Origin of the sequence: Nocardia sp. NPDC050406 (assembly GCF_044459025.1) — a bacterium.
Lineage (GTDB): Bacteria > Actinomycetota > Actinomycetes > Mycobacteriales > Mycobacteriaceae > Nocardia.
Genome location: NZ_JBITIM010000001.1, coordinates 1,809,273 through 1,833,321, shown reverse-complemented (window position 1 = coordinate 1,833,321; position 24,049 = coordinate 1,809,273). Strand labels below are relative to the sequence as shown.

Annotated in this window: 25 protein-coding genes; 16 read left to right on the top strand and 9 right to left on the bottom strand. The window is 68.0% G+C overall.

Annotation, left to right across the window (positions count from 1 at the left end; translation table 11 throughout):
* Positions 1-13: 13 nt before the first annotated feature.
* From alc to ACIBH2_RS08770, 6 genes are all read right to left on the bottom strand, one after another.
* The gene (gene alc, locus ACIBH2_RS08795; protein WP_397114977.1) at positions 14-1,045 is read right to left on the bottom strand and encodes an allantoicase; all 1,032 of its coding nucleotides are present in this window, start codon (positions 1,043-1,045) and stop codon (positions 14-16) included.
* The gene (locus tag ACIBH2_RS08790; protein ID WP_397114975.1) at positions 1,042-2,256 is read right to left on the bottom strand and encodes a DUF6986 family protein; all 1,215 of its coding nucleotides are present in this window, start codon (positions 2,254-2,256) and stop codon (positions 1,042-1,044) included. The genes alc and ACIBH2_RS08790 overlap by 4 nt, the downstream gene beginning before the upstream one ends.
* The gene (locus tag ACIBH2_RS08785) at positions 2,253-2,999 is read right to left on the bottom strand and encodes an aspartate/glutamate racemase family protein (protein ID WP_397116906.1); all 747 of its coding nucleotides are present in this window, start codon (positions 2,997-2,999) and stop codon (positions 2,253-2,255) included. Before ACIBH2_RS08785 ends, ACIBH2_RS08790 begins: the two co-directional genes overlap by 4 nt.
* Before the next feature lie 5 nt (positions 3,000-3,004).
* On the bottom strand, positions 3,005-4,513 hold the full coding sequence (locus tag ACIBH2_RS08780; protein WP_397114973.1) for an NCS1 family nucleobase:cation symporter-1: 1,509 nt from the start codon (positions 4,511-4,513) through the stop codon (positions 3,005-3,007).
* An 86-nt stretch (positions 4,514-4,599) separates the two neighbouring features.
* On the bottom strand, positions 4,600-5,337 hold the full coding sequence (locus tag ACIBH2_RS08775; protein ID WP_397114971.1) for a GntR family transcriptional regulator: 738 nt from the start codon (positions 5,335-5,337) through the stop codon (positions 4,600-4,602).
* Between the two features lie 33 nt (positions 5,338-5,370).
* A complete protein-coding gene (locus ACIBH2_RS08770; RefSeq protein ID WP_397114969.1) occupies positions 5,371-5,889 on the bottom strand; it encodes a hypothetical protein in 519 nt (172 codons plus the stop codon).
* Between the two features lie 325 nt (positions 5,890-6,214).
* Here ACIBH2_RS08770 and ACIBH2_RS08765 point away from each other — a divergent pair, with 325 nt between their 5' ends.
* The 9 genes from ACIBH2_RS08765 (at position 6,215) to ACIBH2_RS08725 (ending at position 13,694) form a co-directional block, all read left to right on the top strand.
* Positions 6,215-6,517, top strand: coding sequence for a hypothetical protein (locus tag ACIBH2_RS08765; RefSeq protein WP_397114967.1), 303 nt, complete (start codon positions 6,215-6,217; stop codon positions 6,515-6,517).
* A gap of 3 nt (positions 6,518-6,520) precedes the next feature.
* Entirely contained in the window at positions 6,521-6,763 is a 243-nt protein-coding gene (locus tag ACIBH2_RS08760; RefSeq protein ID WP_397114965.1) for a hypothetical protein, read from the top strand.
* Between the two features lie 60 nt (positions 6,764-6,823).
* Complete coding sequence (locus ACIBH2_RS08755) at positions 6,824-7,312, top strand: DUF1707 domain-containing protein (RefSeq protein ID WP_397114963.1); 489 nt, start codon at positions 6,824-6,826, stop codon at positions 7,310-7,312.
* Complete coding sequence (locus ACIBH2_RS08750; protein ID WP_397114961.1) at positions 7,312-7,842, top strand: DUF6817 domain-containing protein; 531 nt, start codon at positions 7,312-7,314, stop codon at positions 7,840-7,842. Before ACIBH2_RS08755 ends, ACIBH2_RS08750 begins: the two co-directional genes overlap by 1 nt.
* A gap of 72 nt (positions 7,843-7,914) precedes the next feature.
* The gene (locus ACIBH2_RS08745) at positions 7,915-9,414 is read left to right on the top strand and encodes a DUF222 domain-containing protein (protein ID WP_397114959.1); all 1,500 of its coding nucleotides are present in this window, start codon (positions 7,915-7,917) and stop codon (positions 9,412-9,414) included.
* 769 nt (positions 9,415-10,183) lie between these two features.
* Positions 10,184-10,636: a flavodoxin family protein gene (locus tag ACIBH2_RS08740; RefSeq protein WP_397114957.1), complete on the top strand. Its 453-nt coding sequence runs from the start codon at positions 10,184-10,186 to the stop codon at positions 10,634-10,636.
* A gap of 85 nt (positions 10,637-10,721) precedes the next feature.
* Complete coding sequence (locus tag ACIBH2_RS08735) at positions 10,722-11,393, top strand: LuxR C-terminal-related transcriptional regulator (protein ID WP_397114955.1); 672 nt, start codon at positions 10,722-10,724, stop codon at positions 11,391-11,393.
* Positions 11,390-12,679: an ATP-binding protein gene (locus ACIBH2_RS08730; RefSeq protein WP_397114952.1), complete on the top strand. Its 1,290-nt coding sequence runs from the start codon at positions 11,390-11,392 to the stop codon at positions 12,677-12,679. The genes ACIBH2_RS08735 and ACIBH2_RS08730 overlap by 4 nt, the downstream gene beginning before the upstream one ends.
* Complete coding sequence (locus ACIBH2_RS08725; RefSeq protein WP_397114950.1) at positions 12,666-13,694, top strand: hypothetical protein; 1,029 nt, start codon at positions 12,666-12,668, stop codon at positions 13,692-13,694. The genes ACIBH2_RS08730 and ACIBH2_RS08725 overlap by 14 nt, the downstream gene beginning before the upstream one ends.
* 3 nt (positions 13,695-13,697) lie before the next feature.
* Here ACIBH2_RS08725 and ACIBH2_RS08720 read toward each other — a convergent pair whose 3' ends face one another.
* The gene (locus ACIBH2_RS08720) at positions 13,698-14,159 is read right to left on the bottom strand and encodes a hypothetical protein (RefSeq protein WP_397114948.1); all 462 of its coding nucleotides are present in this window, start codon (positions 14,157-14,159) and stop codon (positions 13,698-13,700) included.
* A gap of 148 nt (positions 14,160-14,307) precedes the next feature.
* Between ACIBH2_RS08720 and dapA the strand changes: the two genes are divergently transcribed.
* The 5 genes from dapA (at position 14,308) to ACIBH2_RS08695 (ending at position 18,973) form a co-directional block, all read left to right on the top strand.
* Positions 14,308-15,216: a 4-hydroxy-tetrahydrodipicolinate synthase gene (gene dapA, locus ACIBH2_RS08715; protein ID WP_397114946.1), complete on the top strand. Its 909-nt coding sequence runs from the start codon at positions 14,308-14,310 to the stop codon at positions 15,214-15,216.
* Positions 15,213-17,261 carry an RNase J family beta-CASP ribonuclease gene (locus ACIBH2_RS08710; protein WP_397114944.1) on the top strand — a complete coding sequence of 683 codons (2,049 nt, stop codon included), beginning with the start codon at positions 15,213-15,215 and terminating at the stop codon, positions 17,259-17,261. Before dapA ends, ACIBH2_RS08710 begins: the two co-directional genes overlap by 4 nt.
* Positions 17,262-17,401: 140 nt before the next feature.
* On the top strand, positions 17,402-17,836 hold the full coding sequence (locus ACIBH2_RS08705) for an SRPBCC domain-containing protein (protein WP_397114942.1): 435 nt from the start codon (positions 17,402-17,404) through the stop codon (positions 17,834-17,836).
* Complete coding sequence (locus tag ACIBH2_RS08700; RefSeq protein WP_397114940.1) at positions 17,826-18,158, top strand: ArsR/SmtB family transcription factor; 333 nt, start codon at positions 17,826-17,828, stop codon at positions 18,156-18,158. Before ACIBH2_RS08705 ends, ACIBH2_RS08700 begins: the two co-directional genes overlap by 11 nt.
* A 32-nt stretch (positions 18,159-18,190) precedes the next feature.
* Positions 18,191-18,973 (top strand): DUF899 domain-containing protein, encoded by a 783-nt coding sequence (locus ACIBH2_RS08695; protein WP_397114938.1) that lies wholly within the window; start codon positions 18,191-18,193, stop codon positions 18,971-18,973.
* A gap of 91 nt (positions 18,974-19,064) precedes the next feature.
* Here ACIBH2_RS08695 and ACIBH2_RS08690 read toward each other — a convergent pair whose 3' ends face one another.
* Complete coding sequence (locus ACIBH2_RS08690; RefSeq protein ID WP_397114936.1) at positions 19,065-19,616, bottom strand: hypothetical protein; 552 nt, start codon at positions 19,614-19,616, stop codon at positions 19,065-19,067.
* Positions 19,617-19,645: 29 nt separating this feature from the next.
* Positions 19,646-20,026 carry a DUF4189 domain-containing protein gene (locus tag ACIBH2_RS08685; RefSeq protein ID WP_397114934.1) on the bottom strand — a complete coding sequence of 127 codons (381 nt, stop codon included), beginning with the start codon at positions 20,024-20,026 and terminating at the stop codon, positions 19,646-19,648.
* Positions 20,027-20,277: 251 nt separating this feature from the next.
* Between ACIBH2_RS08685 and ACIBH2_RS08680 the strand changes: the two genes are divergently transcribed.
* Together ACIBH2_RS08680 and ACIBH2_RS08675 are read left to right on the top strand one after the other, a co-directional pair.
* Entirely contained in the window at positions 20,278-20,901 is a 624-nt protein-coding gene (locus tag ACIBH2_RS08680) for a TIGR03085 family metal-binding protein (RefSeq protein ID WP_397114932.1), read from the top strand.
* Between the two features lie 150 nt (positions 20,902-21,051).
* Positions 21,052-23,967, top strand: coding sequence for a BTAD domain-containing putative transcriptional regulator (locus ACIBH2_RS08675; RefSeq protein ID WP_397114930.1), 2,916 nt, complete (start codon positions 21,052-21,054; stop codon positions 23,965-23,967).
* The last annotated feature ends 82 nt before the right edge of the window (positions 23,968-24,049 follow it).

Sequence of the window (24,049 nt, the reverse complement as noted above, 5' to 3'; positions counted from 1 at the left end):
TAGGTGGTGTCGCTCACGACAATTCCTCCTGTTCGGCCCGCAGTCGCGCGCGGGCTTCCTCGGTCAGGGTGCCGACCAGTCGCAGTCGCGCCAGGCCGCCGTCGGGGTAGGCGTCGAGGCGCACCTCGGTGACGGCCGCGTCGGCGTCGATGCCGAAACGGTGACGGGTATCGGGCTGTACGACGGTGCGCGCCAGCAGCTCCACTTCGCTGCCGTCGGCGCGAATCCCGGTGAGCGACACCGCTCCCGGGCTGTTGAACAGGAAGTAGGAGGTGTCGACCTCGGCCATGGTGAGCACCGATTCACCGGCCAGGCGCACCCGCACCCAGTCGTTGTCCTTGTCGCGGCGGCGCGCGGTCTCCCAACCATCGCCCATGACGCGCGCCCGGCCGGGCATCAGCACATTCTGCGGATGTGAGTAGAAGCGGTTGGAGCAGTCCGCCACCAGCCCGCCGTTCTCCAGCGCCGCGACATCGAAGGGGCCCGAGTCCAGCAGGCGCAGATCGGGTTTCGCCTCGCCGTGCACGCGCAGTCGGGCCACGCCGCCATCGGGGAACATGCGCAGCCGCACATGCGTCCACCGCCGCTTGGAATCGACGGTGAAGGGGTTGCGGCTGTCACCGGCGACCGCGCCGCGCGCGACGATGGTGGTCCAGCCCTCGGCGGCGAGCAGCTCGTCGGTGGACGGATAGCCCGGTACCGCAATGGCTTCCACGGACACCTCGGGCGGGTAGTTGCCCTTGAACCACGCGGTGTCGACGATGACACCGTGGATCACGCCGGGAACGCCCAGGCGCACGATGGCGGTATCGCAGTCCTCGGCCTCGGGGGCCGCGCCCACCGCGCCGCGGCGGCGACGGGTCTCCCACCCGTCGTAGACCTGGCCCTTGTGGCCGAAGGTGGCGGGGGAGTAGGTGGACTCCTCCGGCTTGATGAGATTCTCCTTCTCCGCGAAGGATTCGTCGTTCGCCCACACCACCGCACCGCCCAGGGTGCGTAGCGCCAGGTCGGGTAGCAGCGTGAAATCGGGGGTAGCGCCGGTCATAGGGTCGGCATCTTCCTTTCTCGCAAATGGTGCAGTACTTCGACGGTGGCTGTGGGGACCAGCGCGGTCACGTCGGCGGGTTGGAAAGCGCCGCAATCCAAGCCGCGCAGTACGACGGTCGCGAGGGCCTGGGCGGTGGCGGGTTCGTCGACCACCGCGCCGCCCTGGCGGTCCAGGTAGCGGCCGATCCTCGGGGCGGCGACGCCGAGCGCCTCCCGGAAGAAGGCGAAGGTGGCCAGCCAGCGGGTGAGCAGATGGCCCGCGCCCATATCCCAGCCCTGGTAGTAGCCGCGCTCGAGCGACCGCGTGACGAGCCGGTAGTGCCGCGAAACGGCCTCGCGCACTTCGTCTTCGGTGCCGAGGGGCAGTACTTGGGTGGAGCCGTCGCACACCCAGACGCCGGTCTGTGCGGCCGCGGCCTGCATGACGGCCTTGGCGTGGTCGGCGACCGGATGCTCGAGGGACTGGAACTTGGGTGTGATGCCGCAGGCGGCGCTGTAGTCGTAAGTGCCGTAGTGCAATCCGGTGCAGCGTCCGGCCGCGCGGTGGATGGCCTGCGCGACGGTGGCGGTGCCGTCGGCGGCGATCACCGCCTGCGGGCTCTCGATCTGCAATTCGAACTTCAATGCGCCGGAGGGCAATCCGTGTGCCGACTCGATGGCGTCGCAGAGGTTCACGGCGACCTCCACCTGGTCGATGTGGCGGATCTTCGGCAGCGTGAAGACGAATCCGGTGGGCACCCCGCCCGCCCCCTCGAGGACGCGCTCGAGCGTGCGCACGGCCCGAGCGCATTCGAGGCTCGTGAGCCCCTTCAGGCGGATCCCGCGCGAGAACACGTCGTCGGGCAGCGCGCGCAGAATCTCGCCCGCGCGCACCGCGTCCCGGTCCTCGACTTCGTCGGGGCGGGTGCCGTAACCGTCCTCGAAATCCAGGCGCAGATCCTGAATCGGCCGGTGCCGCAGCCGCTCCAGGACCAGTTTCACGACCTCGGCCCCGGCCAGCTCGGTGATCAGGTCGAGCTGGGACTCACCCAATTCGATTGCCGCCGCTCCCCATTCGCCAGGCAGGCTGGGGGAGGCGTCCCCACCGGAAACGTACGCGGTGTGGATCGGTTGCCCCGGGCGATCGCCCGGGTACAGCCGTGCCAATTCCGCGTCCACCGCTCCGATGCGGGACTCGATTCCGGCAAGCACATCCGGTGGCAAGGTCACAGGTGCTTTCCCTTTCGGTCGGTACTGAAGTCGGCGAGCAGGCCGACATAGCGTTTCGGCGGCGGAGTCGCGAACTCCCCGCGCCCGGATTTGCGCAGCCCCATGGTGACCAGGGACTGCACCGTCAGCGTGGCGGCGCTGACGCCGTCCACGACCGGCACCCCCACCTCGCGGGTGAGGTATTCGCACAGATCCGCCATTCCGGCGCAGCCCAGCACGATGGCATCCGAGCCGTCGGCGTGCACGGCCTCGCGGCAGGCGTCGGCGATCACCGTGCGCGCCTTGGGGTCCTCGAGTTCGAGCACCGGGATCTCGCAGGCGTGCACGCCGAAGCAGAAGCGTTGCATCCCATAGCGTTCCGCGAGATCGTGGGCGCGCCCGGCGGTGCGCGACAGGGTGGTGACCACGCTGAATCCGCGCCCGAGGTGGCTGGCGGCGTTCATGGCGGCCTCGGCGATGCCGATCACCGGTCCGCGCGCGAGTTCCCGGGCCGCGTCGAGTCCCGGATCGCCGAAGCAGGCCAGCACGTAGCCGTCCACGCCCTGCTCCTCGCCGCGGGCGATCTCGGCGAGAATGCCGGGGACGGCGAGGGCTTCGTCGTAATGGCTCTCGATGGAGGCGGGCCCCATGGTGGGGGTGATGCCCTCCACCACGGTGCCCGGGGAGACCACCGCGCGGGCGGCCTCCTCGATGACCGCCGTCATGGCGGCGGTCGTATTGGGGTTGATCACGCGGATTCTCATGGGCATCAGCGGCTTTCGACGACGTTGGCGGGAAGCTTCCAGGGGCCGCGGGTGGCCAGCAGGTAGTAGCCCACCAGGGCCAGGCCGCAGCCGATGAACCAGCTGTACTGCGCGGCGGTGTACATGCCGGTGATGCTGCCGCCGGTGAGCACCGGGAAGACGGCGACGGCCGCGCCGATCACAGTGGCGATGACGGCCGCCGGGTTGTAACCCTTGCGGTACCAATAGGTTCCGGTGGTCGACATGGTGAACAGGTCGTCCACGTTCACCCGCTGCTTGCGCACCAGGTAGTAGTCGGCGATGAGCACGCCGAACAGCGGGCCGATGAACGCGCCCAGGGTCTCCAGCGTGTAGTGGATGACATCGGGATTGTTGTAGAGGTTCCACGGGGTGATGAGCACCGAACCGACCGCCGCGATCATGCCGCCCGCGCGCCAGCTGATGCGCTGCGGATTCACATTGGAGAAGTCGAAGGCCGGGGAGATGAAGTTGGCCACGATATTGATGCCGATGGTGGCGATGGTGAAGGTCAACGCGCCCAACACGATCGCGAAGGTGTTGTCGATGCGGGCCACCGTCGCGACGGGATCGGTGATGAGTTCACCGAAGACCGGCAGCGTGAGCGAGGCGGTGACGACCACCAGCAGCGAGAAGACCAGGAAGTTCAGCGGCAGCCCGAGGAAGTTGCCGCGCTTGACCGCCGCGAAAGTCTTTCCGTAGCGCGAGAAGTCGCCGAAGTTCAGCATCGGACCGGAGAAGTAGGAGACCACCAGCGCGATCGCGCCCAGCATGACCGGCACCGCCGACCAGCCGGTCTTGGTCACCTGGCCCAGGTTCAGGTCGATACCACTCCATCCGGCCTTCCAGATGAGGTAGCCGCAGAGCACGAACATGACCACGTAGACGGCGGGGCCGCAGAAGTCGATGAATTTGCGGATGGATTCCATACCCCGCCAGAACACGGCGGCTTGGAGAACCCACAGCAGCAGGTAGCTGCCCCAGCCCAGCGCCGAGAGCCCGAGGAAGCCGTAATCCTCGACCACCGCGTAGGGGGCCAGGCCCGGGAACAGCTTGATGAGCACGATATCGAGGGCCGCCGAGGCGAGGAAGGTCTGAATGCCGTACCAGGCCACCGCGATCAGACCGCGAATGATGGCCGGGATGTTCGCGCCGAGCACACCGAAGGAGCTGCGACACATCACCGGGTACGGCACCCCGGTGACCTGGCTGGGTTTGGCGACGAGATTGCACAGGCCGTACACGATGGTGATGCCGACGACCAGTGCGATGAGCACCTGCCAACTGTGCAGGCCCAGGGCGAACAGGCTGCCCGCCGTCACATAGCCGCCGACGCTGTGTACGTCGGACATCCAGAACGCGAAGATGTTGTAGGTGCCCCAGGTCTGCTGGCGCAGCGGGGCGAGATCCTCGTTGGTGAGGCGGGGATCGTAGGTCACCGGCAGTTCGGTCGCCGGGGCGGTGCCGCTGCCCGGCAACACAACAGTGTCGGCCATGTCGCACATCCGATCGTGAAGTCCCGCACGGCGGGAAAGGTATTGCGCGACGCTATCGAGCGGGTATTGCCCGGGTGTTGCGAAAACTATATATCTTGTACGCCGTCCGAATCGGGGGCGAGCAGTCCGCTGGTCTGCGGCAGTTGGTCCAGAATCGCCGTCATGCGGGCCGAATGCTGCTCGGTAGCCCTCAGCAAAGCCTCGGCATCGCGGGCCAGGAAGGCATCGAGCTGGCGTCGGTGATCGGCGTGCAACACCACGCGGTCGGCCGTGGTCACATGCACCATGGGTTGAACGGGTTCGGTGATGTTCCAGGCGTACTCCAACATGTGTACCAGGCGCGGCATACCCGAGGGGCGCACCAGCGCGAGGTGGAAGTTCCTGGTCTCGCGGTGATAGGCGACGGCGTTCTCGGTCAGCACCGCCCGCTCCATCCGCTCGTGCGCCTCCCGCGCCACCTGATGCTCCTCGGCCGTGGCGCGCGAGACGGCGGCCAGCAATGCCGTGGACTCCAACCGCTCCCGCACCACATACATCTCCCGCAACTCCGCGGCGGTGAGCTGGGTGACCCGATACCCGAGATTGGGCCGATGCTCGATCAGCCCCTCCCCGATCAACGTCTGCAAGGATTCACGCACCGGAATGGCGCTCGTCCCGAACTCCCGCGCCAACTCCCCGAGCGGCATCCCCGTCCCCGGCGGCAGATTCCCCTCCAACACCAGCCTGCGCAACTCGTCCAGAACTTCCTGCTGCGAATACCCGCGGCGGGTGTCGTGCGGCGGCGTGAGCTGCGGTAACCGGGGGAGTCGTGGACGGGGTGGCACGGTCCAACGGTAGCCGCAGCGCCTCCGACGCGGTCAGCTGGCCGTGGTGCTCACCGTCAGGTCGTCGAGCAGGACCATGACCTCGCCCTCGTGCTTGACCACGTCGACGAGGCGGATCTTCATGCCGAGCAGCGTCGCCTCGGTGATCGGCTCGTCGAGCTCGTAGGTGGCGTGCTGCCACTCCGCGCTCGTGGGCACCTTGGCGAAGAGGATCTCCCGAACGCCGTGGGCGGCGTCCTCGAGGCGCGCGTAGATGCGGATGGCGGCGTGCGGCGAGCGGACCCACAGCTTCACGGCCGCGAGTCGGCCCGCGATGGCGAAGGAGTGTCCGGGTTTGGCGGCGAGCTCGACCTCGAAATCGTCGACGGCCTTACGAATCAACAGCACCAGTGCCCGGTAGTCCCGCCCCGCGACGCCATCCGCGTAGGCGGCCAGCTCCTTGGTCGGCGCGCCTTCGACGAACGTGGTGAGATGCGTCAGCTCCGCCCCCGCCCCCGCGAGCTCCCACTTGTCCTTGTCCTCGAAGTCGTCCAGGAGCACCTCGACCGACATGTACGCCGTCCCTTCGTCACTGCGCCACCGGACCCCTTCCGGTGCAGCCGCAACCCTACAAGTCGACGGATTCGATTGCGCCCCAATCCCACTGCCGGGCGACAGCGGTCACCGAGCGTTCATCTGCCGGTGCGCGAGTCGATCCACCGCGGTTGAACGTGCCCGGAAAAGCTGCGGTTACCTGCGGTGATGCCGTCGATCGTGGTCGAAATCGGGTAGTCGGTTACTCGCGTGGCCGACCCCCTGCGCGCCGGATGATTCGAGTCCGACATCAGCGACGCCACGGTCGACCGGCCGCGGGCACGATCACGAGGAGGAAGGTCCGATGGCGAGTGTCTTCAACTATCGGTACCCCGTAGCGCTCGAACTAGCTCCGGACGAATGGGTCTGGTGGACGTTCGGGCCCTGGGACGCGTCGTTCGAAGGAGCGGCGCACGTCGAGGCGCATCCCTATCACGGACCGGGATCCGCGTACGGCCAAGGCTTGAGCCCCACCTTCATTCAGAACTCGGTGGACAACTTCGGCCAGCACTATCTGCACGTCATCTTCAAGAACACCTATTCGACCTACGTCACCGCGGCCTGGCTGTGGTTGACCATTTTCTCCGGTATGGATGGAGGCCAGTGAGCCATGCGGTATTTCGCGACACACGACAGTGAGGGACGCATTCGCGGCATCTTCGGTTGCCCCGAGGACGCGCCGCCGCTGCGGCAGGGCAAACTCGACGCCGGACTACAGACCACCGAGATCGACGTGCCAGACGACGCGATCGACCCCGGAAACCTGGCGACCATGCTCGACTACGCCAAGACCTATCGAATCGACATGTCCAACGCACGCCCCGCCTCGGTGGTCCGGACAACAGAGGAATGAGCGGGCCGTCTCGACCCCGAGGCCACGGTCGGCCGGGAGGCGTACGGCGAAATACGCCGGATGGCGCAAGCGCGATGGCGAATCCCGGCCTACTCTGGGGGACAACATGATTGGTTCCCGGTTGAGGCGGTTGAGATGACCGAATTCCATCCCGCGAAGCCCGAGCCGCCTGCTGTCCGAGTAGGCACGGCAGAACGGGAGCAGGCGGCGACATCGCTCGGCGAGCACTTCGCGGCGGGGCGGTTGGATCTTGCGGAATACGATGAGCGCGTGGCGCGTGCTTACGCCGCGAAGACGACCGTCGATCTCGCGGAACTCTTCGTGGACCTGCCGCAGCCGGTGCAGCCGTCCGCGCCGCCGGTTCGCGCGACGCGGCCGCTGCCGAATCCCATTCTGCCCATCGGGATACTCGGGGTCCTTCTGGTGGCGGCGGGGGTCGCGGTGGCGGCGAACATCTTCCCGTTCTTCATCTTTCCGGTGCTGTTCTTCCTCTTCATGCACCGACGTCGACACCTCGGACCGCATTTCGGCCAACGGTACGGGACCTAGTGGTCGTGTCCACGTTTCGGGAGGCGGAGCGGTTGCTGCGCGATCGTGGGGCTGAGGAGATTCCTCATCCCGGTGGGACGTTGCTGGCGCATCTGGTTCGCGTGGCAGAGGTTCTCGACAGCTGGGGTGCCGATTTGGACATCCAGCTTGCCGGGTTGTGCCACGCCGCCTACGGCACAGACGGGTTCAACCAATCCCTACTCGAAATCACTGAGCGTGAACGTCTCTCGGCCTTGATCGGACCGCGTGCCGAATCCTTGGTTTACCTCTACGGCAGCTGCGACCGGTCGGTGGTCTATCCCCGCCTTGACTCCGGTTCCGTCCTCTTCCGGGACCGCTTCACCGGAGCCGATCATCAACCCGCCGACGCGGACCTACGGGCCTTCATGGAGATCACCGTCGCGAACGAGCTGGATGTGTTGTCCCACAATGTCGAACTCGCCTCACAGCACGGGGATGCGCTCTACGGTTTCTTCGACCGACGTCGAGACCTATTGTCAGATGCGGCATTACTGGCGCTCGCCCGGTAGAAGAATTTGAAGATCTCTATATCAGATATATTTCCTGCACTGGCACAATGCATTTCGCGATAGAATAGTGCCATGAATTCGGGCGGGGAACTCAACGAGAAAGGCGCGGTCGCCATTCTGGCCAACCTCGACGCCATTCTCGATTCCCTGCTCGACATCTCAACCGTCGGATTGTCCGACGATGAATTCATCGACCACATGCGCGAATTCGAAGCCTTCGCCCGCAAAGTCGCCGTCGTACAACACCGCTTCGCGCAAGCGGTCGCCGAGCGCGGACTCGCTCAGCGGTACGGGTTCAGTCCGACCGCCGGAGTGCGCAGCTTCCTCGTGGAGACCTTGAATCTGTCCAAGGGTGACGCGGCGGCGCGGGCGAACGCCGCCGAGCACCTCGACGACCGCCGGTTCAGCCCCAACGGCTACCTGCCACCCGCGCTGCCCCTTACCGCGGCCGCGCAGGCCGCGGGTGAGGTGTCGGCCGACCACGTTCGGGTGATCATCTCGGTCATGGACCGCATCCCCGCCAGCGTCGAACAGCAGTCACGGACCGAGGCCGAAGAGCGGCTGGTCGAATCCGCCCGCGTGTGCACCCCCGACGGATTGAAGAAGGTCGGCGCGCGGATCCTCGCCTTCCTCGACCCCGACGGGAAACTGACCACCGACCGGGATCGGGCGCGGATGCGCTCGCTGGTGCGCAGCACCCAACGCATCGACGGGATGATCGAATTCAAGGGCCTGTTCAACCCCGAAGCCACCGCGTTCCTCGACACCATGCTCGCCAAGTGGGCGCGTCCAGGCATGTGCAATCCCGAGGACCCCGAGAGCCCGATGGTCGCTGACCCCGACGGGGACGATCGCAGCCTCGTCGAGGCGGCCGCCGCGCGCGACACGCGCAGCCAAGCCCAGCGCAACCACGACGCGCTGTTGGCTTACCTCAAGCACGGTGGCCCGGAAACGCTTGGCAAGCACCGTGGTATCCCGGTGAGTGTCGTGCTGACGATGACTGTCGAGGATGTCGAGAAGGCGTCGGGCTGCGCGACGACCGCCACGGGCGGGACGGTGCCGATGAAGACCGCGTTGGAGATGGCCGAAGGCAGCATCCCGACACTCATGGTGTTCGACCACACGCAAAACAAGCCGCTGCACCTCGCGCCCGGCGTCCGGTTGGCCAACAAGTGGCAGCGCCTCGCCCGCATCGCGACCGATCGCGGCTGCACCCGTCCCGGGTGTTCGGCCCCGGCGACGATGTGCCAGATGCACCACGTCCTCGGCTTCGCCCAGGGCGGCTTGACCCACATCGAAAACCTCACGTTGGCGTGCGATCAATGCCACGCAAGAATCACCGGCACCGCCTCGGGCTGGGAAACCGAAGTCCTCGACGCCAATTCGGACCATCCCGGCAGAGTCGGGTGGCGAGCCCCCGCGCACGTGGACCCGACCGGTCTACTCGAAGTCAACCATGTGCATCATCCCGACGAGGTCCTCTACCAGGCCGACGTCCGCATAAAGGCACGCCGCCAACACGAATCACGGCCCACCACAGGAAGACCCACCGCACCCGAACCCCCGTGGTGACAATCTCGGACGCAGGTCGTGCCGTGCCACAAACCCCGGGATATCCCACGCGCAGTGGTTTCAGCGGCGATGAGCTTCACCGGCGGATCGAGCAGCGTACGGGCTTGCGCCCCGGCGGCATTGGTAGCCAGCACGTGCCGCAGCCGCTCCGGGTCCTGATAGATGGTGTCGCGCTACAGCGTTCGATGCGGTATGCGCGGGGGCGGCCCGCACCCGTGCCCCCGGAAGTTGTGCCGGGAGCCAAACCCACCTCACTCCAGCCCACCCGTAGTGGTGGCAACCCGGACGCAGGTCCTGCCGTGCCACAACCCCCCGGGATATCCCACGCGCGGCGGTCCTCGGCGATGACGAGCTTCACCGGAGGATCGCAGCGTACGGGCTTGTGCCCCGGCGGCATTGGTGGCCAGCACGTGCCGCAGCCACACCGCGTCCTGGTAGACGGTGTCCCGCTACAGCGTTCGATGCGATATGCGCGGGGTCGGGCCCGCACCCGTGCCCCCGGAAGTTGTGCCGGGAGGCACCCCCTCATTCGTGCTCGCGTGGTGCCAACCCCGGGCGGAGGTCTCGCCGCGCCACAACCCCCGGTGTATCCGTCAGTGAAAAATCTCTAAAACAGCATTAGTGCAGTCCGCAGGCTGGAATCGCAGGCCAACGGCACCCAATGTCGCGTCAGCTAAAGTCAGGAAAGGCAGGCGACGCAACCACACTTCATGCTTTTAATCTTTTGCCACGAGAGGCAAGAACCACCGCTGACGCTAGGCTCAGAACCGTGCCACGATTGCTGATCGTCCACCACACTCCGTCTCCTCACACCCAGGAGATGTTCGAGGCCGTACTCGCCGGTGCGACCGACCCTGAAATCGAGAACGTGGAAGTCCTGCGCCGCCCAGCCCTGCACACCACGCCAACCGACGTACTCGAAGCGGACGGATACCTCCTCGGCACACCCGCCAACCTGGGCTATATGTCCGGCGCTCTCAAACACTTCTTCGACACCATCTATTACCCGTGCCTCGACTCCACACAAGGCCGCCCCTTCGGCTACTACATGCACGGCAATCAGGGAACGGAAGGCGCGGAGAAGGCGATCAAGTCCATCACCACCGGCCTGGGGTGGGAGCAGACCGCCGCATCCGTCCTGGTGTCCGGCCCACCGAGCAAGCAGGATGTCGAGCGGTGCTGGGAACTCGGGGCGACCGTGGCTGCGGGACTCATGCCCTGAATCCGCCCCCCGAATTCTGGTGGCTGACATAACTCGCCACCATCCGGTCATACTGCACGAGGGGTACTTCGGGATTGGGAATGAGGTGGAGGTCGCCGTGGAGGCGCAGGAGTCCAGGCCATGCCGCATCGGGCTGGTCGAGGACCACGATTCGGTGGCTATCGGGTTGTCCGCCATGTTGGCGCCGGAACCCGATCTGGAGTTGGTGATCACGGCGCGCACCGTGCCGGAGCTGCTGGCGGCGTCGCCGCAGTTGGATCTGGTGGTGTTGGATCTGCGGTTGGCCGACGGATCGCGGCCGGAAGACAATGTGGCGGCCTTGCGGGACAGCGGCACCGAGGTGCTGGTGTTCACCGCCGCCGACAATCCGTTCATGGTGCGCGCCGCCGCGGGCGCGGGCGTACTGGGTGTGGTGCGCAAATCGGAGGACGCGTCGACCGTCGTGGCCGCGGTACGCCGCGCCGCGCACGGCGAGCAGGTGGTGACCACCGACTGGGCCGCCGCCATCGACGGCGACCCGCAACTGTCCGAGGTGGCCCTGAGCCCCCGGCAGCAGGAAGTGTTGCAGCTCTACGCCTCCGGTGAGAAAGCCTCGCGGGTGGCCCGGCTGACCGGACTCTCCGAACAGACGGTCAACGACTACCTGGGCCGCATCCGGCAGAAGTACGCCGACGCGAAACGCCCGGCCCCCACCAAGACCGACCTGTACAAGCGCGCGGTCGAGGATGGCTTCCTGCCGCCGCCGACTCGCGCATGACCGCGTCCAGCGCGCTGGACTCCCCGCCCGCCGAGGCACATTCGATGACGCTGTCCGCCCTGGGACAGCGGTTGCGGGGAGCCCTGGACATGACCGACGAGCCGTCGACGGCGGCCTCGGACCGGATCATGCGCCGACTCGGCGTCTCCGCCGGAATCGCCGGAATCATTATCGGGGCCTTCGAATTACCGGAGATCGCCGAACAGAGCCGGATGGCCCCGCAGTGGTGGACCATCGCCGCCGTGCTGCTGGCCTTCGGGTTCTTCCCGATTCTGGCGCTGGTCTCGGCGGTCACGGGACAGCGCCCCATCAAGCTCGTCTCCGGCTGTGCCGCACTGAGTTTCCTCACCGTCATCGCGACCGTGCCGTTCGTCTTCGACGTGCACACCGTGGATTCGTCACGGGTGTGGCCGCTGCGCGTGCTCGCCCTCGCGGTGGTCGCGGCGGTGCTGGCGTTCTCCACGCGCTGGGCGATCGTCTACGTGTTGGTGACCTCGGCTGCCGTGGCGCTGGCGACGGTGTTCACCATGACCGAGTTCACGCCGCTGCTGTTCGGCGAGAACTTCCTGCGTGCGGCCGGGCTCTCGGCGCTGTTCGTCTGGTGTGCCACCGCGGCGCGCGGCGCTGCCGAACGCGTCGACCGCGAATCCGCCATCGCGGCACGACGTGCCGCCGTCGCCGCGGCCGCCCAGGCCCGCGACCGGGAACGCGCCCGTTTCGCCGCGCTCATCCACGACGCGGTGCTCTCCACCCTGCTGGAGGCCTCCCGCGCGGGCACCGAATCCAGCGTGGTGCGCCAACAGGCCGAACGCACCCTGGAACAGCTCGACGAATGTCGCGGCGACGAACGCGATCCCGATCTGCTCGACGCCCGCTCGGCCGTCCTGTTCCTGCGCTCGGCCGTGCAGGAGGTGAATCCGGGTATCCGATTCGCCACCCGCACCTGGCCCGGCTTCGACGACCTGCGCATGCCGGTCCACGCCGCCAGCACCCTGGCCGCCGCGCTGTCGGAGGCGGTGCGCAACAGCCTGCGGCACGCGTCGCTGCCCGATCGCGAGGTGAGGCGTACGGTCACCGCGACCATCAGCGCGGGCAGTATTCGCATCGTATTCACCGATGACGGCGCGGGTTTCGACCTCGCCCAGGTCTCGGCCGACCGGCTCGGCATCTCGGTGAGCATTCTCGGCCGCATGCGCCAACTCGCGGGCGGTTCGGCCTTCGTGGAATCACAGCGCGGAGAGGGTACGACGGTGACGCTGGTGTGGGGTGGCGATGGCTCTCACTGATCCCGCCGATACGCGGTTCGGGCTCGGTGATCTGCTCGGACTGCGCGGCGCGGCGGGCTGGCTGTTCCTGATCATCCTGGAAGTCACCATCGCGCTGTACATGATCAAGAACTTCGCCGAGGTGTCACCGTGGGCGGCGCTCGCGGGCCTGATCCTGATGCTCGCCGCGGGCGCGCTGGTGATGGTGGTGCCGGTCGATCCGCTGCCGATTCCGGTGGCGGTGTTCGCGGCCGCCGCCGGACCGGTCTCGGCCACCCTGATCGTGGCGAGTATGCCCCTGGGCGGGCACTCGGATTCGGTCTGGACGGCATATCCCACGTCCTATGTGCTCTCGGTGCTGGTCCTGCGCGGCCGGGTGCGGATCGCGTGGGTCGGTGTCGCCGCCATCGCACTCGTGGTGGCTCTGGCTGGACTGGGCCCGCAGTTGGAGTCCCGCGCGGTGGTCGGATCCATCGTCCCCGTCGGCACCGTCGCCGCGATCTCGGTCTTCGCGGCGATCATGCGACCCATGCAGCGGTCACTGCGCCTGCTGCGCGAGGAAGCCATGCTGCGCGCCGCCGCCGAGGCCACCATGTCGGCCGCCGAAACCGAACGCACCCAACAACTCGCGCGTCTGGACCGAGTCGCCCGCCCGATTCTGGAACGCATCGCCGACGGCGCGGAACTAACCGCCGTGGAACGAGAAGAATGCCGCCTGCTCGAGGCCGAACTGCGCGACGGCCTGCGCGCCCCACAACTGGTGACCGACGAACTCAGCGGCGCCGCCCGCGGGGCCCGCTCCCGAGGCGTGGAGGTGGTGCTGCTCGACGACGGCGGTTTCGCCGGTGTGCCCGAATGGGTGCGCAAACGCGTGATCGACGCCGCCACAAGGGAATTGGATGCCGCCAACGCCGGTCGGGTGACGGTGCGCGTGCTGCCGCTGGGGCGGCGGGTGCTGGCCACGGTGCTCGCGACCGCGCCGGATTACGACCAGCGCACCGAGATCGACACCGACGGCCGGGTCAGCGTCGCGTGAGGCTCATTCCTCCTTGCGACCGGATCCGTACCCGTAGCCGCTCTTGCGCATCTGATCCTTCAGCGCACCCTGCACCGCCGTCGAGAGCCACGAGTTCAGCGATTGCCCGCTCTGTGCTGCGGCCTCCTCGGCGCGGGATTTGATCTGTTCGACCAAGCGCAGGGTGACCCGGCTGATATCGCCGGTCATCTCCTCGAAGGTGGGCGGCTCGTCCTCCTCGGTGGCCGCCTTGCGCACGTCCACGTGGGCATCGGTGCCGTCAATGGAGACGTGCACGGTCCGGTCGCCGAGCGTGGCGCTGATCTCCGACGCCAGATCCGAGAGCGCCGCGAGCAGGGTCAGGCGGGCCGAATTCTCGGTCGCGGCGGCGAGCGCGGCGGCCGTGGCCTGCGTTTTCTCATCGCCGAGCGCGGCGGCGGCAATGAGGTCCTCGCGCAGGCGAGCCGTGTACTTGTTCAGGTCCATGACACCAGCATGACGTCATAGTTGATGTCATACAAGGAAAAGAATGATGTCACCGTCTGCCCACCATTACAGGATTGCCGGTCAGCCCGTCGGCGGTTCGGTGACAAGGGTGCGAAACCCATTCCGGCCACCGGGTAGCCTTCTGGCTATGACGAACGTGGAATCGACGCGCAACGAGCTGCACGCGTCCGGCACAGTCGGTGTCGCGATGGTGACCCCCTTTACCGCCGAAGGCAAGCTCGACGTCGATGCCGGTGTCTCCCTCGCCGGTTCCCTGATCGACCGCGGCGTCGATCTGCTCGCCATCTCCGGCACCACCGGCGAGTCGCCGACCACCACCGAGTCCGAGAAGTTCGACCTGCTGCGCGCCGTCGTCGACGCCGTCGGCGACCGCGCCACCGTCATCGCGGGCGCGGGCACCTACGACACCGCGCACAGCATCGAGCTCGCCCGCAATGCCCAGCGCGCCGGGGCGCACGGACTGCTCGTCGTCACCCCCTACTACTCGCGTCCGAGCCAGGCGGGCCTGCTCGCGCACTTCACCGCCGTCGCCGATGCCACGGATTTGCCGGTGACGCTCTACGACATTCCGCCGAGGTCGGTGGTGCCGATCGCCCCGGATACGATCCGCCGCTTGGCGGAGCATCCGAACATCGTCGCCGTGAAGGACGCCAAGGGCGATCTGAACGCGGGCGCGGAGCTGATCGCCGAGACCGGTCTGGCCTACTACTCCGGTGACGACGCGCTGAACCTGCCGTGGCTCTCGGTCGGCGCCGTCGGATTCATCAGTGTCATCGGGCATCTCGTGCCCGATCGCCTGCGCGCCCTCATCGACGCCTACCAGGCCGGTGACGTCTCGCGCGCCCGCGAGATCAATACGACCATGACCCCGCTGTACCGTGCCATGGCCGGGCTCGGCGGCGTCGCCATGACCAAGGGGGCACTGCATTTGCTCGGCGTAGAAGTAGGTGAACCGCGGCTGCCGCAGCTCATGCCGACGGGTGAACAGATCGACCAGTTGGTCGTGGACCTGCACGCCGCGGGGGTGCTGGCATGAGCGAGGGAACCAACAACACCGCCGGACCGACCGCGCGTCGTCCGCGTCGCACCGCCAGCCGCGCCGCCGGTGCCCCGGTGCCCGAGCAGGAGCGCCCCGCCCCGCAGCCGGTCACCGCGCCCGCCCCGGAACCCGTTGCCGCACAACCGGAACCGGTGCGCGAGACCGTGCAGCGCGAGGAGCCGCGCCAGGACGGCGGCCGCGACAAGCCCGCCAAGTCCGCCGAGCAGCCCGCCGCCGCGCGTAACCGCTCCGACCAGGGCGACTCCGGCTCGCGCGGCCGTTCGCAGGACCGCAACCGCCGTGGCGGCAAGGGTCGCGGCGGCCGTCAGGACCGTTCCGAGCAGTCCGCTCCGCCGGTGCGCGATCCGCACTCCTTCGGCACCCCGCCCGCCGCGCCGCGCGGTGGCCTGCGGGTGTTCGCGCTCGGCGGCATCGGCGAAATCGGCCGCAATATGACCGTTTTCGAGTACGACGGCAAACTGCTCATCATCGACTGCGGTGTGCTGTTCCCCGAGGATCAGCAGCCCGGCGTCGACCTGATCCTGCCCGATTTCGGTCCCATCGAGGACCGCATGGACGATATCGCCGCCGTGGTGCTCACCCACGGCCACGAGGATCACATCGGCGCGGTGCCGTTCCTGCTGCGCCTGCGCCGCGATATCCCGGTGGTCGGCGCGAAGTTCACCCTCGCGCTGGTGGCCGCCAAGTGCCGCGAACATCGCTTGCAGCCCAAGCTCGTCGAGGTGATCGAGGGCCAGCACACCCAGCACGGGCCGTTCGACTGCGAGTACTTCGCGGTCAATCACTCCATCCCCGACGCGCTCGCGGTGGCGGTGCGCACCCCCGCCGGAATCGTGCTGCACACCGGCGATATCAAGCTCGATCAGCTGCCGCTCGACGGCCGCCTCACCGACCTGGCCGGGTTCTCCCGCCTGGGCGACGAGGGCGTGGACCTGTTCCTGGTGGACTCCACCAATGCCGAGGTGCCCGGCTTCGTGACGCCGGAGCGCGAGATCGGCCCGGTGCTCGATTCGGTGATCGGCAAGGCGAAGGGCCGAGTCATCGTGGCCTCCTTCGCGTCGCACGTGCACCGCATCCAGCAGGTGGTGGAGGTGGCGCAGCGCTACGACCGCCGCATCTGCTTCGTCGGCCGGTCCATGGTGCGCAATATGCAGATTGCCCAGGATCTCGGCTACCTCGACGTGCCCGACGGCCTCGTGGTGGATCTGGACCAGGCCGCGAATCTGCCGGTGCACAAGCTGGTTCTGATCTCCACCGGCTCGCAGGGTGAACCGCTCTCGGCGCTGTCGCGCATGGCGCGCGGCGATCACCGTCAGATCAATATTCGCGCCGACGATCTCGTGGTGCTGGCCTCCTCGCTCATTCCGGGCAATGAGAACGCCGTCTTCGCGGTGGTGAACGGCCTGGCCCGGCTCGGCGCGACCGTGGTCACCCAGCAGAACGCGAAAGTCCATGTCTCCGGCCATGCTTCGGCCGGTGAGCTGCTCTACCTCTACAACGCGGTGCGGCCCACCAATGCCATGCCGGTGCACGGTGAATGGCGGCACCTGCGCGCCAATGCCGCCCTCGCGGTGGCCACCGGTGTGCCCGAGGAGCGAGTCGTGTTGGCGGAGAACGGCGTTGTGGTCGATCTGGTCGACGGTATCGCCTCGATCACCGGCAAGGTGCGCGTCGGGCAGGTCTACGTCGACGGTCTCTCGGTGGGCGATGTGGGCGAGTCCACGCTCTCGGACCGTCTGGTGCTGGGGGAGGGCGGCTTCATCTCCATCACCGTCGCCGTCGACGAGACCACGGGTAAGGCCGTCACCACGCCGGAGCTCAATGGCCGTGGCTTCTCCGACGATCCCAACGCACTGGCCGACGCTCAGGAGCTCGTCGAGTCCGAGCTGCGGCGTTTGGCGGGCGAGGGTGTCACCGACACCCACCGCATCGCGCAGAGCGTGCGCCGCGTCGTCGGCCGGTGGGTGGCCGACACCTACCGCCGCCGTCCGATGATCGTTCCGACCGTCATCGGTGTGTAGCGGCTAGTCGCGAGCAGCAGAGCCCCAGCGGATTCCGCTGGGGCTCTTTGCTTTTCGCCGGACCGGGAACGCGATGCTTGACGCAACCCATCGGTTGCAATAGTATCGCAACCAACAGGTTGCTACACATGGAGGACATCATGGGATTTCCGGATCGCATCGAGCGGACTATCGAACTCGCGCACCCGCCCACGAAGGTGTGGGCCGCGCTCACCACCGCCGAGGGACTCGGCACGTGGTTCGGCAACGAGGCCGGTATCGAATTGCGCCCCGGCGGTAAGGCGTGGATGCGCTGGGACGAGGGCGGACACGCCGCCGACATGCGGATCGAGCGGGTGGAGGAACCGAATGTCTTCGGCTTCACCTGGCATATCTTCGGGCTGCCCGAGGAGGATCCGCGCCGCACCTACGTGGAGTTCACCCTGGAGCCGACCGCCGAGGGCACGCGGCTGACCGTGGTCGAGACCGGGTTCGCGCAGTTGGGTGAGGACGCCTACAAGACGGCCTTCGAGGGCAACACCACCGGCTGGCGCAATGAACTCGCCGAGCTGTCCGGCTACCTCGATGCGGCCTGATCAGGAGGCCATCGCCGAACAGGTCTTCGTTGCCCTGGCGGACCCCAGTCGGCGCGCGATCCTCGCCGCGCTGGCGTCCGCCGGACCCGCCACGGCGACCGACCTGGCGGCGCGCCTGCCGATCACCCGGCAGGCCATCGCCAAACATCTGACCCTGCTGTCCGAGGCAGGGCTGGTCACCGCGGAGCCGGGGGAGCGCCGCCGGGTGCGGTACCGATTGTGTTCCGCGCCCATGCGAGTGGCGCAGCAATTCCTCGCCGCGCTGGCCCGCGACTGGGACGGCCCGCTCGACAACCTGCGCGACATCCTCGATCGGGCCTGATCGACCCATCCGAATCCGAACAGGAATTCGTCATGAAGACACCAATGATCGTTTCGCACACCGACTGGGAGGCAGCGCGTCTGGAGCTGCTGGCGACGGAGAAGGAGGTGATGCGGGCCCACGACGCGCTGGCCGCCCAACGCCGCCGCATGCCGTGGGTACGCGTCGACGAACGGTACGTATTCGACGGGCCCGACGGCCCCGCGAGCCTGCTCGACCTGTTCCAGGGCCGCCGTCAGCTCCTCGTCTACCGCGCGTTCTTCGAACCCGACGTGGTCGGCTGGCCCGACCATGCCTGCCGAGGCTGCTCCATGATCGCCGACCACGTCGGCAATCTCGCGCACCTCAACGCCCGCCACACCACCCTCGCCTTCGCCTCGCGCGCACCCCAACCCGACATCCAGCGCCTGAAGGCCAGCATGGGTTGGTCGCAGATCCCCTGGTACACCATCACCGACGATTTCGACGCCGACTTCGGCGTCGACGAATGGCACGGCACCAACGCCTTCATCCGCGACGGCGACGAGGTCTACCGCACCTATTTCATCAACCGCCGCGGCGACGAATCCTTCGGAAACACCTGGAGCTACCTGGATCTCACGGCCCTGGGCCGCCAGGAGAACTGGGAGGATTCCCCCGAGGGCTACCCCCAGACCCCGCCCTACGAATGGTGGAACTGGCACGGCAGCTACGCCGCCGACACCGACGAGACCGGCACGCAATGGCGGGACAGAGTCGCCGCCGCCATCGACCGCGGCGAGGCGGGCAACCACACCAAGCAGGCCGCGAACGACTGCTGCGCCCACGACCGGTAACCGCCGCGCACGGCAATGCCCCCGGCCACGCCAGTGGCCGGGGGCATTCCTGTCTTCCCACCGCTGGGGCGGGAACCCCAAGAGTTCTCGACTACCCCTGGCAGGCAGCCGAATCCAGCTTCGCGGCCTTCACGATGCTGCACGCGAAGACGTGGTCGACCTTCCACTCGTTGCCCTCGGCCTTGAACGACACCGTGGCATTGTCGACCGGGGAGCCGCCGATGGTGACCTTGGCGTCGGCCTTGACCACGCCGTCGACCGGATCGGGCACATTGACGATCTCGACCTTGACGTCGTTCTTCTTGGCGGCGTCGACGAGCTTGTCGACCAGCTGCGGATCCTGCGCGGCATCCTCGATCCAGCTGATCTTGGTCTTGGCGTCGATCGACGGATCGAACGCCTTGGTGATCTTGTCGTTCAGCTCCTGCACGGTCGGCTTCGGCAGGTTGGGCACCGACGGGGTGGTCGGCTCCGAGCCGCTCACCTTGTCCTCACCCTCGGTGCCGCCGTCGAACTCCCCGGCGGGCGCGGCGGAGGTGGTGGTCGCTTCGGTGCTGGTCTCGCTCGAACCGCAAGCCACGAGCCCGAAGGCGGAGGCGGCCAGCGCCACCGCGGCGGTGGCGCGGAAAATGGTGTGCTTCAACGAATTACTCCCCTGAAATCGATTCGGTCTTAGAGCTGGTAGCCCGAGGTGCAGCTCCAGTGGACGATGGACGCGCCGCCATTGTTCTTGCGAATGGCCTGGCTCTTGGCCGCCGAGAGCGAATTGGCCGCGCCGTAGCTGTACCAGCCCGGGGCATGCGCGATGGCGCCGCAGCCATTGGAGTAGCGCGCCACGATCTTGCAGTCGCCGCCGATGCAGTCGCCCAGGGCGGCGCTGCGCGCACTGGCCGAATCGGGGTAATCGTAGGACCAGGCGATACTGCCGGTCGTCACCGAATGCGCGATGGCACCGTAATTGACCCCATATGCCTTGGCGGGTGCCGCGGTGCCGACCAGCAGAGAGCCAGCCGCCGCGATCACAACGGCCGCGCCGCTGACGATCTTCTTCACAATATTGCCTTCCAGTGCTGAGGGTCCACGACCCGATGGACCGCGTGTCAAGCTACCGACCCGGATTGCCCGATGACAACCGGAACAACGTGAGAGCCGGGGATTTTCGGCCCTCGCCCATGCCCGCGACCGATCTCTCGTGTGTGGTCATGATCCGTGGACGGACTTATCGCGGACCGGGTGTTCCCCTTAACGCCTCGAACGCGCCGCCCGCTCTTCTCGCCCGCGGAATGTCGGGTTACTGTGCGCGTATGAGCATGGCGCAACGCGAGCGGCGACAATTGGTGCAAACCATGGCGGCCGTCGGCCCGGACGCTCCCACCCTGTGCGGTGACTGGACGGTGCGGGAATTGGCCGCGCACTTGATCGTTCGGGAGCGCCGCCTCGACGCCGCACCCGGCATCATGTTGAAGCCCTTCGCGGGCTATCTGGACCGCGTCCAGGCCAAGACCGCCCAGCGGCCGTTCCCGGAGCTGCTCGAACAGGTGCGCACCGGCCCGCCCCTGTGGTCGCCGCTCAAACTCGTGGATTCGATAGTGAATCTCACCGAGATGTTCGTCCACCACGAGGATGTGCGCCGCGCCGGATCCAGCTGGGAGTCGCGCGATCTGTCCGCCGCCGACGAGGACCGGCTCTGGAAAGTCCTGCGCCCCCTGGCCCGAATGGCCTATCGCAAATCGCCGGTTACCGTCGTGCTCGCGACGCCGGACGGCCGTCGGGTCACCGTCCCGGCCGAGGGCGCGCGCAGCGTCGTGCTGACCGGGCCGCCGTCGGAGCTGCTGCTGCACGCCTTCGGCCGCGACGAGGTGCGGCTGAGTATGTCCGGCGACCCGGACGACGTGCGCGCGGTGCTCGCCACCGACCGCAGCGTCTGAGCCGTCTCACCCGGTGAGACGGTAATCCCAGGTCGAATGGCGTTGCGGCATCCGATCATGAAACGATCACGCGACGAACGGTAACTTCCGCGCGGTGAGCGGTTGCTCCCGCCGTGGAGAGCGGGCCGTAGGCGATGAGGTGGTAGCGCAATGACTTGGCAACTGTCGGTTCTCGGACCGGTCGAGTTGAGTCTCGACGGCACCCCCACCTCGTCCATGCCGCCCAAACAGCAGGCCGCCCTGATGATGCTCGCCTGCGCGCGGGGCCGCACGGTCTCGATCGAGGAGCTGCTCGACGGTCTCTGGGGTGAGCGGCGACCGCCGTCGGCGGTGGGCGCGCTGCGCAATTACGCGTGGTCGCTGCGCAAGCACTTCGCCACCGGGCCCGAGCAGGTGCGGCTGACATCGAGCACCCGCGGCTATCGCCTGGAAGGCCCCCTCGACCTGGATATCGACACCGTCGAGCGGCAGCGCGCCGAGGCCGAGCAGCTGCGCACCGTCGGGGAGATCGAACGCGCCGAGGCGGTGGTGCGCGCCGCGCTGCTGCGGTGGCGCGGCGATCCGCTCACCGGCGTCCCCGGCCCGTGGGCGGCGGCCGAACGCGCCCGGCTGCGTCGCCTGCACCGGGTGCTGCGCGAGGACGCCGTCGAATTGGCCGTGGCGCGACAGGATTACGCGGGCGCCATCGCCGAACTGGAGGGTCTGATCACCACCGACCCGCACAGTGAACGACTGCGCGGGCTCATGATGACGGCGCTGTACCGCGCGGGCCGCCGCACCGAGGCGCTGGAGGAGTACCAGCGCATTCGCCGCCTGCTCATCTCCGATCAGGGCCTGGAACCGGGACCGGCGCTGGCCGAACTGCATCAACGCATCCTCAATGACGAATTGCCCTCGGTCGCATCGGGATACCCGAACGCGCCGACCACACCCGCCCAATTGCCGCCCGACGCCGCCGATTTCACCGGTCGGCGCAAACTCGTGCAGCGTATGTGCGCCGAATTCGACGAGGCGCACACCCTGCCGATTCTGGCCGTCTCCGGCATGAGCGGCGTCGGCAAGACGACGCTGGCCGTCCATGTGGCACACCGTGTTCGGGATCGTTTCCCCGACGGACAGCTGTATGTGGACCTGCACGGTGCGGCGGCGGTCCCGGCCGATCCAGCGCATGTGCTCGGCGGATTCCTCCGCGCCCTGGGCATTCCGGAGCGAGAGGTACCGGCCGGGGTCGAGCAGCGCGCGGCCCTGTTCCGCTCCACCGTGAGCGGACGGCGCGTCTTCGTCCTGCTCGACGACGCGTCCGACGGGGCGCAGGTGGTGCCGCTGCTGCCCGGATCACCGGGCTGCGCGGTCCTCGTGACCGCACGGCGGCCCATGACCACGCTGCCGGGCGTGCGGCCCAACGCGCTGGGGGTATTGGAGCGCGACGAAGCGACAGAGCTGTTCTCCCGCATCGTCGGCGTAGAACGGGTGCACGCGGAACCCGAAGCGACACAGCGCATCGTGGACCTGTGCGGCCTACTGCCCATGGCCATTCGAATCGTCGCGGCGCGGGTGGCGGCGCGCCCGTCGTGGACCATTGCCTCCGAGGCCGGGCGATTGGCCGCCGATCGCGACAGCCTGCGCTGTTTCCGCACCGGCGATCTGGCCTTGGAGGCGGCGTTTCGCGCTGGCTACGAACAACTTTCCGACGACGCGGCGCGCACCTTCCGCCTGCTGGCCGTCGCCGATCTGCCCGATCTGCCGCTGTCGGCCATCGCGGCGGTGCTGGACCGCACCGAACCCGCGGCGGAGGAACTGTGCGAGGCCCTGGTCGACCGCGGCATGCTCGAATCCACCGGACGCGGGCGCTACCACTATCACGAGCTGATGCGCTTGTTCGCGCTCGGATTGCGGGACCACGCGACGCAGGACACGGCCTCGGTGGCGGCCGACCCCTCGGTGGATGTGGTGGCGCGCCTGCTCGACCACTACCTCGCGTCCATGAAAAACGTGCTGCGCGTGCGCCATCCCAACCTGACCCTGCCCTTGGCGGCGACCACCGCGGTGGGGGAGCGGCTGTGCGATCTGTGGGATACCCAGCGCTTCCTCGAACTCGAACGCCGCAATCTCGCCGCGCTCTACCGCCTCGCCGCCAACGGTCGGCCGCAACACCGCGAGGTCGCCGCCGACCTCGCCATCGCGGCGGCCGAGACCCTGTTGGCCGGTGACTCCACCGTCGACCTCGAACAGGCGCTGGACAGCCTGATTCGGGCCACCAGCGCCGACGGCGCCGAAACCGCCTGCCGCCGAGCCCGATTGGCGCTCGCCTTCGCCCTGCTCGTCGAATTCGGCGAACCGGACCGCGCCGCCGCCGAGCTGCGCCAGGTGCTCGACGGCATCGACCTCGCCACCGACACCTGGGTCGGTGGCGCGGCGAATCTGCTCACCGGCGTCCTCGCCCTGGCGGGCGGCGATATCGACGGCGCGATCGCCCGCTTCCGAACGGCGCTGCGCCTCTACCGCATCGGGGCCAGCGCCGAATGCGTTCGCGTCGCGTACGCCATGCTGGCCCGCGCCCACGCGGTCGCCGGTGACGATCGCGCCGCTCTCGCCGCGGCCGCGCGCGCCGTGGTCAGCGACCAGCAGCCCGGCACCCGCCGCAATGTGATGTGGGGTCTCACCGAGGCCGCCTGGGTGATCTGCCGCGCACAGGACCACGATCTGGGCCAGCGGCTGTTCGAGGCCGCCCTCTGCGCCGCCCGCCGCGCCGGGAGCAAGCGTTTCGAATCCGCGGTCCACAGCCGCGCCGCGCTCGCGAATCTGGCGGCGGGCCGCCTCCGCGAGGCCATCGAGCAGGCCGAACACGCCGAAGCCACCCGCGGCCGCCGCCTCGGCATCGACCACACCACCAACCAGGTGGTCCGCTACACCGCGCTGCGCCGCCTGGGCCGCACCCTCGACGCCGCCGAGTGCTACCGCACCGCCGTCGGTCAGATCCCGGATTTCGATGCGGCCGTGGCGGAATGGAATGTCGTCGAGGAGCTGCCCACCACGCCCCGCCCGCAGCTGTCCACCGCGAGTTGACAGACGGCGTGTCACATCTGCCCGCCGGGTGATTCCCCGCGCCGACCGGGTGTGATGTGCGTGGTGTGGGTGTTGCGGATGG